Raw genomic sequence first — 10336 nt, forward strand, 5'->3', positions numbered from 1 at the left:
CTATTCAAGGCAAAAGACAAAATCCTGGTCGGGTTATCCGCGGGACCGGACTCGGTTTGCCTCGCATATCTGTTTCATGATCTGCGGGAGCGGTTATCCCTGGATTTGCATTTGGCTCATGTCAACTACAAACTACGTGGAGAGGATTCCGATCTGGATGAAAAGTTCTGCCGTGAATTGGCCGATAGGCTCGGTTTACCTGTTCATGTTCACCGAGAGGATCTGAATTCTTACAAGACAGAAGCCGGTAACCTTCAGGCTGAGGCTCGACGTGTCCGGATGAAGTTCTTCTATGAACTGCTGTATGAATATGAACTGGACAAGATTGCGCTGGGTCATACCGAGGACGATCAAGTAGAGACGGTGCTCGGTAACCTGATTCGTGGCTGTGGACTGTCCGGTCTGGGGGGAATCAAAAAGCGCGATGGTGTAGTCGTGAGGCCGCTTCTATCCACGCCAAAGTCTGCTATACTCGAGTTTCTCGAAAAGAATGGTCTTGAATATCGTCTCGACCGCACCAACCATGGTCTGGATTATACCCGCAATCGGCTTCGCAACAAGATTTTACCTTTACTTCGAGAAGATGTTAATCCGCGAATTGAATCGGCTGTATTGCGGTTGGCGGAGATAGCGCAGATGAGCGATGATTACCTCCGGTCAAAAACCGCAGATTCCATTTCACAATTGGTAACATCCAGCTTCCAGGGCAGTTTCTTAGTCGACCTGGCGGGACTTACGGACCTGCATGAAATCGAAAGATATTACCTGATCGCTGAATTATACCGCAGGCTGTGTTCTGGCGAACGGAATCAATCCGGGTTCGAGATGATCAAAAAAGCGGTAGACCTGACTTCTGCTGAGACTGGCAAACGTTCGGATCTCGGCTGTGGGATTTCGATTGAGAAAGGGGACGACTGCCTGGTGGTGTTTAAGTCCTGTGGTGAATTACCAGAGAGAGCAGTTGATATTCCGGGTGTTACGGATCTGCCGGAATATAATATCAGGTTGTATTCTGAACAGTATTCGATCGAGGAAACACCTCGCAACGATCATGGCCGGATGGGGGCGATCCTCGACTTTGACAAACTGCGCGGTTCCGTTTATATTCGGCAGTACCGTGAGGGCGACAGGTTTCGACCGCTGGGTTTGTCCGGATCAAAGAAGCTTGGAGATTTCTTTACCGACCGCAAATTCCCGAGCGCGCTCAGAAGAGAGGTTCCGCTTCTGGTTTCCGATGACAGGATCGCCTGGGTTGTCGGGCAGGAGATCTCAGAGACCTTCAAGCTGGATTCTCAATCGCGTCAAATAGTGAAACTTTGGGTGACCAATTTTGTTAAGAAAGTCGAGTGAATCTGAAGATTTGATTGAACTAATCAGCAAAGGGGAAATCCAAAAGCGGGTTAATGATCTGGCTCACGAAATCGATTCTGATTATTCGTCGAAAACGCCTGTGCTGGTGGGGATACTTAAGGGGGCATTTGTTTTTCTGGCCGATCTCTCACGCAGTCTCACGATCGAACATGAAATCGATTTTATGACCGTCTCAAGTTACAGTGATAAAAGTGATATGCCTGAGGAATTGGAACTGCTTTACGGTCTCCAACGGGAGATTAAGGGCGAAGATGTCTTAATTGTCGAAGATATTGTTGACACAGGCCGAACTCTGAGGTATATCTATCAATGTTTGCGGGACCGGGAACCAGCTTCGCTTGCGATCGTAACACTTTTGGATAAACGTGAACGACGTGAAGTCGATATTGATATTAGGTACCGCGGATTTGAAATTGCGGATCATTTCGTGTTCGGCTATGGTCTCGATCAGGCGGAACGTTTTCGAGGTCTGCCGTATATAGCATATAAAGATGAGGAAAAAAGGATTTGAGCAGTTTTTATAAAAATTCGGAGCCGGAGCATAAGCCTCCCGATCCGCGTGGAAAGAAAAAGGTCCCCGGCGGTCCGGGTCGTGATGAGTTCAACTGGAAGAAATCAGGTCGAACCCTGATCTTCTGGGTGATCATAATCATTGTATTTATTTTCGCTTTCAACAGGCTTTCGCCCAGTGGCGGGGATGTGGCCGACCTGGATTACTCCGATTATATCAAGCAACTTAACAATGGGAATATACTTGAAGTAGTAGTTTCCGAACGCAATGTCGAGGGCAAGTTCCGTCAGCCTTACAGTGGGACCTACAACGGTGTAACGCAGGATTTCAAGAAATTCAAGACCGTCCTGCCGCTATTGACCCAGGATGAAGTTGACCGTTTGATTACACAGGATGTCGAGGTCAAGGCTCGTATCGACGACTGGGGCTGGATAACTTTCTTAATCGGCATGGTGCCCTGGTTGCTCCTGATTCTGTTTTTCTTTTTCATGATGAGGCAGATGCAGTCGGGCGGTCCGAAAGGGCTGTTCTCGTTCGGAAAAAGCCGGGCCAAGCTGGCCTCCGATACCGGTCCGAAGGTTACCTTTGCGGATGTGGCCGGGTGCGAGGAAGCCAAGGAAGAATTGCGTGAAATAATTGAATTTCTCAAAGAGCCCGGCAAGTTCCAGAAGCTCGGGGGTAAGATTCCCAAAGGAGCCCTGCTTCTGGGAGCACCTGGAATCGGCAAGACGCTTTTGGCTCGTGCCGTGGCGGGCGAGGCGGGAGTGCCGTTTTTCTCCATGTCCGGTTCTGATTTCGTGGAGATGTTTGTAGGTGTGGGTGCCTCAAGGGTACGCGACCTGTTTGAACAGGGTAAGAAGAACGCTCCCTGTATCATATTTATCGACGAGATCGACGCGGTTGGCCGACATCGCGGAGCCGGACTGGGCGGTGGCCACGATGAGCGTGAGCAGACCCTCAACCAGCTTCTGGTGGAAATGGACGGATTCGATTCCAACGAGGGTGTGATCCTGATTGCGGCCACCAACCGACCCGATGTGCTCGATCCGGCATTGTTGCGCCCGGGAAGGTTCGACCGCCGGATCGTTGTGGATCAGCCCGATGTGAATGGCCGGGAAGGCATTTTCGAGGTTCATGCCCGCAAGATCAACCTGGCTGATGATGTCGACCTCAAGGTCCTGGCGCGCGCTACACCCGGATTGTCGGGTGCGGATATCGCCAATATCGTTAACGAGGCAGCGCTTCTGGCGGCTCGTCGAAATCACGACAAGGTCCTGATGGAAGATTTCGATGATGCCAAGGACAAGGTTATCCTCGGCACCGAGCGCCGATCGCTGGTGATCAATGAGGAAGAGAAAAAGCATACCGCTTACCATGAAGCCGGTCATGCCCTGATCGGAAAGCTTCTACCCAAAGCCGACCCGGTCTATAAAGTCACGATTATCCCGCGCGGAATGTCTTTGGGGCAGACCTCCTCGCTTCCTGTCGATGAGCGCAGGACATACAGCAAAGATTACCTGGAAAGCATGCTGGTGCGTTTTATGGGTGGTCGAGTTGCCGAGAAACTGGTCTTCGATCATCTTTCAACAGGTGCTGGAAATGACCTGGAGCGGGCTACCGACCTGGCACGCAAGATGGTCTGCGACTGGGGAATGTCGGATAAACTTGGGGCTTTGACTTTCGGCCAGAAAAAGGACGAGGTCTTTCTCGGCAAGGAACTCTCCCGTCAGCGCAACTATTCCGAAGAAACTGCGCGCCTGATTGATTCAGAAATCAGGCAGATCATCGATCAGGCCGAACAAACCGCTGAAAAACTGTTAAGCGAAAACAAAGAAATCCTCGACAGGATTGCGCTTGAGCTTCTGGAAAAGGAACTTCTCGATGCGGCTGACCTGGAGCGGATCATCCGGGGCGAAGACACCGAGGAAGTCACCGAATCATCACCCTCCCCCAAGGCGTAACGAATCGATGGCAAGAGATCTTACCCCGCTCAGGATAGGTGACTCTGAATTTGATTTTTCCCGCGCCTACCTGATGGGGATTCTAAATGTAACACCTGATTCTTTTTCTGATGGGGGCCATTTTGATAGCCTCGATAAAGCCCGGCGTCATGCGGTTCAGATGGTCAATGAGGGTGCAGATTTAATAGATATTGGCGGTGAGTCGACCCGTCCGGGCTCAGAATCGGTTTCGGCCGAGGTTGAACTCGAGCGCGTCATTCCCGTTATTGAAGCGCTCAGAAGCGAAATTGATATTCCACTTTCGATCGATACCTGCAAGGCTGAAGTTGCCAGGTCAGCGGTTTCAGCGGGAGCTTCGCTGATCAACGATGTGACCGGATTGCAGGGAGATCCGGAGATGGTCGAGGTAGCACTAAAACACGACGTTCCTGTTGTGGTGATGCACATTAAAGGCAAACCCCGCACGATGCAGAAAAATCCTGTTTACGACGACCTGATAGGCGAAATCAAGGCCTACTTTACAAATAGTATTGACCTTGCCGAGCGAGCCGGGCTCAAGCGCGAAAGGCTGATCCTCGATCCCGGTATTGGTTTCGGTAAAACCTATGACCACAATTTCAGGATTATAAATAATCTTTGGGAATTCAAGGATTTCGGCTTGCCGCTTTTGGCAGGAGCTTCGCGCAAGCGTTTTCTGTCCGACAACGACCGTTATCCGGTTGATCAGAGAGTTGAGCAATCCCTGACTGTGGCGGCGATGGCTGTGGCCGGTGGAGCCAATTTCGTCCGGGTGCACGATGTAGCTCCAACTAAAAAAGCGCTCTGGACGGTCGAAAAGATAATCAGGGTTTGAAAAATTTCTGCAGAGCAATCATCTGCTTGCTCATTTCGATAAAATATAATATCTTACTATCCTGTTGTTTCTGAGGATAATATGGAGATTTTCAGCTACCAGTTTCTGAAATTCACTATCATCGACTTTCTCGATATCTGTATCGTGGGTTTTATCGTGTACAAGCTTTTAGAGCTTGTCAAGGGAACCCGTTCAGCCCAGATACTGATCGGGCTGGTAATCATCTTTATCGTCGCTTTTTTGGCTTACTGGTTCCAGCTCGATGGCTTGACCTGGCTTTTTTCCAATTTGGCCACGGTCGGTTTTATTGTCCTTGTGGTGGTTTTTCAGCCGGAGATCCGCGGTGGGCTGGCCCAGATCGGCCATACCCGTTTCATGCGGCGCTTTATAAAAAGCAAAGACGAAACCGCGCTGGAAGAAATCGTACGCGGGGCGATTCGTCTCTCCGAACTCCGTTACGGAGGATTGATCGTGATCGAGCGTCAGGTCGGACTCAAGAACATCATCAAAACCGGACGCGCGGTCAATGCCGATGTCTCGGCAGATTTGATAACAACAGTGTTTACACCCTATACCCCCCTGCATGACGGCGCAATGGTAGTGCGCAACGAGAAAGTGATTGCGGCCGCCTGTATGCTCCCGATGACACAGAATCCGCGTTATGCAGACCTGTTTGGAATGCGTCACAAGGCGGCGATCGGTGTCAGCGAAGAATCCGATGCGGTCTGTCTGGTGATCTCGGAAGAGACCGGAGCGATTTCACTTACAGTCGAGGGCAGGTTTAAACGCGACCTCGAGAAACTAACTCTGAGGGAAAGCCTCACGGAAGTTTTGAATAATTCCTGAAATGTTTATCGACCTGGTTGAAATCGAAGTCGAGAGCGGTGCCGGCGGACCCGGCGCAGTCTCATTCAGGCGCGAAAAATTCCTGCCCAAGGGCGGGCCTGATGGTGGCGACGGTGGTAATGGAGGATCAGTCTACCTGGTCGTCGATGCGAACCTGAACACGCTGATGGACCTCAAGTATCGCAAAAAATACAAGGCAGAAAAAGGTGGCTTTGGTAAGGGGCGCAAGCGCAGTGGAGCCAAAGGTGAGGATGTCTATGTTCGCGTGCCTCCCGGAACTATTGTTTACGATGCTGAGACCGAGGAAGTGCTGGCTGACCTGGTCGACGACAATGAAACCTACCTGGCGGCCAGAGGCGGGCAGGGTGGCAGAGGCAACGACCATTTCAAATCGCCCACTAACCAGGCTCCTCGTCGGGCAGATCCGGGTCGTCCCGGAGAAGAGAAAAGACTGCGCCTGGAGCTTCGTTTGATCGCCGACGTCGGACTGGTAGGATATCCCAACGCCGGTAAATCCAGCCTTTTGAAGACGCTCTCGAGAGCCAGGCCGAAAGTCGCCGAGTACCCGTTTACGACCCTGATCCCAAACATTGGTATTGTCGCAGTGGAGGAATACCGTTCGCTGAAAATGGCCGATATTCCTGGAATCATCGAAGGTGCCAGCCGTGGCAAGGGGCTCGGTCTTCAGTTTTTGAGACATATCGAACGTACTTCCATATTGCTCTATATGTTAGATGGTACCCGTCAGGATTTTATGCAGGATCTCCAGGCTCTGCACAACGAATTGCGGGAATATAACTGGAGACTCTTGTCAAAACCTGAACTGATTTGTATAAATAAAATCGATCTCTGGGATGATGAGACTCTTGAGCTTTGGAAGGCCGAACTGGACGGGGGTTACCTGTTTATCTCGGCCAAAGAAGAGATCAACCTGGATCAGGTTAAAGCTAAGCTGGCTGAGTTGATGGATAAAAAGGAAATAGACGATGATAAGCGACTCACGGAAGATTCGTGACTGGCTGAAACTTTACACAGTGCCTCATATAGGGATAATCGGGTGCCTGCGCTTGATCCGGCAATTTGGTTCACCGGCTGAAGTCTTCAAAGCGTCGAAAGATCAACTCCTGGCACTCGAAAATGTCGGACCGAAAGTAGTTGAAGCGATCGGCAGGGGCGGCGACGAGGCCCTCTGCGACCGGCAACAAAAACTGTTCGAGCAGGGGTCCTTCAAATTCATGACTGTTAGTTGTCCTGAGTATCCGGATAAGCTGAAGAATATCTATGATCCTCCGCCCTTTCTCTATCTTGAAGGGGATGAGAGCTGTCTTTTTGAGCCAACCATAGCCATCGTCGGTTCCAGAAGCCTTTCGGTCTATGGAAAACGAATGGCTGAAAAACTGGCATCTGAACTGGCACAGGCCGGCTTAACAATCGTTTCCGGCTTTGCGCGTGGAATCGACAGTATCGCTCATCGTGCCGCGCTGGAAGCGGGTGGTAAGACAGCGGCGGTATTCGGAAGCGGTCTGGATGTGATCTATCCACCCGAAAACAAGGCAATTTACAGGAATCTGGTGTTGAACGGATGCGCTCTGTCGGAGTTTTTTCTCGGAGTCCATCCCGATCGTCATCATTTTCCCCGCCGGAACAGGATTATTTCCGGGTTGAGTCTTGGGGTAATAGTGGTCGAGGCCGGTGAAAAATCAGGCGCGTTGTTAACCGCGGAACATGCCCTTGAGCAGGGACGCGAGGTGTTTGCAGTCCCGGGCAACATCACCTCCAAGACTTCCTCCGGCACAAATCGGATCATCAAAGAGGGTGCAAAACTGGTGACCTGCGCGGAAGACGTTCTGGAGGAATTGAAATTCATCATCCCTATCAAAAAATCCAGGGAACCAGAACAGGTGGCTGAACTGAGCGATGATCGCAGGCAGGTTTACGATCTTTTAAGTGATGAACCACAACATATTGACAAGATCGTGAAAAAAGCTAATATTTCCGTTTCACAGACTCTGGAGATTATGCTCGATCTGGAACTGACCGGGCTCGTGGAGCAGTTGTCGGGAAAAATGTTTGTCAAACGGTTCTGATACGACTATATTGTTAATTTGTATAGTAAAGAAGTAAAAATCGCCAACAAGTTAGGTCTGCACGCCAGGCCCTCGGCTCAGCTGGTCAAGACCGCGGCCACCTTTGACGCGGATATCTTTTTGGAAAAGGACGGGCTCAAGGTCAACGGTAAATCTATCATGGGTGTCATGATGCTGGCCGCTGAGTTCGGCTCGACCGTGATTATCTCAGCGGAAGGTCCGGATGAAAATGATGCGGTCGAAGCTATCTATCTGCTTCTCGGATCGGAGTTCAAGGAAGCCTACGATGAGTAAAGCCTCAGGGGAAAGATATGAATTGACCGGAATTTCAGCCTCGCCCGGGGTGGCCTGCGGAGAGGCGGCCCTGCATATTTCCGGTTTCCCCGAGTACAAAGAAGAGATCGTTCCTGAAAAACAGATTAAAGCGGAAATTGGTAAGCTCGAAAAAGCCTTCGACAAAACCCGTGCAGAACTGGAGACGATGCGTAATCATGCTTCAGCCTCTAACTTCCATGATTTGCCGAGCGTACTCGATGCCCAGCTGCTTATTTTGAGCGATGTCGAGTTTCTCAACCAGATCAAAGATAAGATCACCGAATCGCGCTATTCCGCGGTCTCCGCCTTTACGGCCTCAGTCAACGAAAATATCGAGATGTTTTCCCGCAACAAGAATATCTACATGACCGATATGATCGGTGACATCGAGACAGTTTCCAGCCATATCCTGACCCATCTTCTGGGTAACCACAATATCAAACAGATCGGTTTCAAGAACCCTTCGATTTTATTCGCGGCTTATTTTACCCCGGCCGAAATCATGGATATGCCGGATATGAACGTGGTTGGATTCGTGACCGAGAAAGGGGGCGCCGCCTCCCACATGGGGCTTTTCGCCCGTTCTCTGGGAATACCTGCCGTAGTCGCGGTCAAGGCCCATAAGAAGATAGAAGCCGGTAACCGGATGATTGTCGACGGTAATCGTGGAGTTGTGATTGTCAATCCCAGCGATGAAGAGTATGAACAATCGCGCGAGATGTCCAAGCAGAGCCGGATCAAGCAGTTGCAGATGCTGAAATTGATCCGTGAACTGCCCTCGGCCACTCGTGATGAACATAAAGTCGATATCACCGCCAATTTGGATATACCGACGGATATCGATAAAGTGCTGGCGCAGGAGCAGATCGGGATCGGCCTCTACCGTACCGAGTTTCTGTACCTGCAGTATTCCACATTTCCGACCGAGGAACAACAGAAAAAGATATACACTGATATCGCGCGTACCTTTGCGCCACAGGCCGTGATCCTGCGGACATTCGACCTGGGCGGTGACAAGCTGACCGATTTCTATAAATCCGATATTGAGATCAACCCGGCTTTGGGATGGCGGGGGATTCGTTTTGCGCTGGATGTGCCCAATATCTTCGAAACGCAGGTCAGGGCGATTCTGCGCGCATCCTCACAAAAAAATATAAAGATCATGCTGCCGATGATTTCCACCCTGGAAGAAGTCCGCTCGGCGCGCGAGAAAATAGAGCTGATTAAAAAAGACATGAAGAAGAAGCGTGTGCCCTTTGATCATAAAATCGAAGTCGGGATTATGATCGAGACTCCCGCGGCGGTGCAAATCGCTGACGCTTTAGCCAGGGAAGTGGATTTCTTCTCGATCGGTACCAACGATCTGACCCAATATACGCTCGCGGTCGACCGCAATAACCTGCGGGTGGCACGTCATTTCCAGGCTTTCCATCCAGCCATATTGAAGTCTATCAAAATAACCGTGGAAGCCGGTCATAAAACAGGTATCCCGGTCGGAATCTGCGGAGAGATCGCTGGTGATCCGCTGGCCGCCAAGCTTTTGGTCGGGCTGGGTGTCGATTCACTTTCGATGAATCCGGCCTCGATCGCTGTAATCATGAATATATTGCACAAGATAGACTTTGAAGAGGCGATGAAGTTCGCCCGCAAGGTTCTCAAGTATTCGACAGAACAGGAAGTTACACGGGCCCTGGTTAAAGATTATGACCGGAATTTTTCAAACAATTCCACGCGAAAAAAAGCAGAGGTGAAAAATGGCTGATTTAAAAAAACTCCTCGAGGAGTACGATAAGGAAGGGATGTATCGTAAAATCGTCGATTTTCCCTCCCAGCTCGAAGAAGGTTTCAAAATCGGAAAGGACAGCGCAAAACCGGATATTGATATCTCCGGAATCAAAAATATCGTGGTTTGCGGATTGGGTGGATCAGCGATCGGCGGTGACCTGGTGCGTACTTTTTTGACCTACCGAATCAAGGTGCCTTTCCAGATCTGCCGTCATTACCTGGTGCCCGACTATGTCGACCAAAATTCCCTGTGCATACTGTCTAGTTATTCCGGTACCACTGAAGAGACTTTGTCCGCTTACAATGACGCCAAAGCGAGAGGCGCGAAAATCTTTGCTGTCACAACCGGTGGTGACCTGAAAAAGAAAGCTGAAGCCGATGGTTTCACGGTAGTGACCATTCCACCCGGTTTTCCTCCCCGCGCGGCCTTGGGGTATTCCTTCATGCCGATGCTGGTTATGCTCTCGAGGCTCGGGTTTATTGCTGATCTCGATGATGAAATCACGGCCTGCATCGAGTTTCTGCGTGACAACGTCAAGCAGTATATTATCGACAAGCAGGAAAACCTGGCGATCGAAGTTGCCAATAAGATGTTCGGACGGTTGCC

Annotated in this window: 10 protein-coding genes; all 10 read left to right on the forward strand. The window is 50.5% G+C overall.

The window, feature by feature from the left end:
- The coding region (gene tilS / locus GF404_07195) for a tRNA lysidine(34) synthetase TilS (GenBank protein MBD3381965.1) at positions 1 to 1350 on the forward strand (1350 nt) is incomplete at its 5' end.
- A gap of 10 nt (positions 1351 to 1360) precedes the next feature.
- On the forward strand, positions 1361 to 1882 hold the full coding sequence (gene hpt, locus GF404_07200; GenBank protein ID MBD3381966.1) for a hypoxanthine phosphoribosyltransferase: 522 nt from the start codon (positions 1361 to 1363) through the stop codon (positions 1880 to 1882).
- Between the two features lie 116 nt (positions 1883 to 1998).
- Positions 1999 to 3843, forward strand: a complete 1845-nt coding sequence (gene hflB / locus GF404_07205; protein ID MBD3381967.1) for an ATP-dependent zinc metalloprotease FtsH — start codon at positions 1999 to 2001, stop codon at positions 3841 to 3843.
- 7 nt (positions 3844 to 3850) lie between these two features.
- The gene (gene folP / locus GF404_07210; GenBank protein MBD3381968.1) at positions 3851 to 4696 is read left to right on the forward strand and encodes a dihydropteroate synthase; all 846 of its coding nucleotides are present in this window, start codon (positions 3851 to 3853) and stop codon (positions 4694 to 4696) included.
- An 81-nt stretch (positions 4697 to 4777) separates the two neighbouring features.
- A complete protein-coding gene (locus GF404_07215) occupies positions 4778 to 5542 on the forward strand; it encodes a TIGR00159 family protein (protein MBD3381969.1) in 765 nt (254 codons plus the stop codon).
- 1 nt (position 5543) lies between these two features.
- Positions 5544 to 6557, forward strand: coding sequence for a GTPase ObgE (gene obgE / locus GF404_07220; GenBank protein ID MBD3381970.1), 1014 nt, complete (start codon positions 5544 to 5546; stop codon positions 6555 to 6557).
- Entirely contained in the window at positions 6529 to 7629 is a 1101-nt protein-coding gene (gene dprA, locus GF404_07225) for a DNA-protecting protein DprA (protein ID MBD3381971.1), read from the forward strand. The genes obgE and dprA overlap by 29 nt, the downstream gene beginning before the upstream one ends.
- A gap of 18 nt (positions 7630 to 7647) precedes the next feature.
- A complete protein-coding gene (locus GF404_07230) occupies positions 7648 to 7923 on the forward strand; it encodes an HPr family phosphocarrier protein (GenBank protein MBD3381972.1) in 276 nt (91 codons plus the stop codon).
- Complete coding sequence (ptsP, locus tag GF404_07235; GenBank protein ID MBD3381973.1) at positions 7853 to 9706, forward strand: phosphoenolpyruvate--protein phosphotransferase; 1854 nt, start codon at positions 7853 to 7855, stop codon at positions 9704 to 9706. Before GF404_07230 ends, ptsP begins: the two co-directional genes overlap by 71 nt.
- The coding region (locus tag GF404_07240) for an SIS domain-containing protein (GenBank protein MBD3381974.1) at positions 9699 to 10336 on the forward strand (638 nt) is incomplete at its 3' end. The genes ptsP and GF404_07240, both read left to right, overlap by 8 nt.

The organism is Candidatus Zixiibacteriota bacterium (genome assembly GCA_014728145.1).
Taxonomy (GTDB): domain Bacteria; phylum Zixibacteria; class MSB-5A5; order JAABVY01; family JAABVY01; genus WJMC01.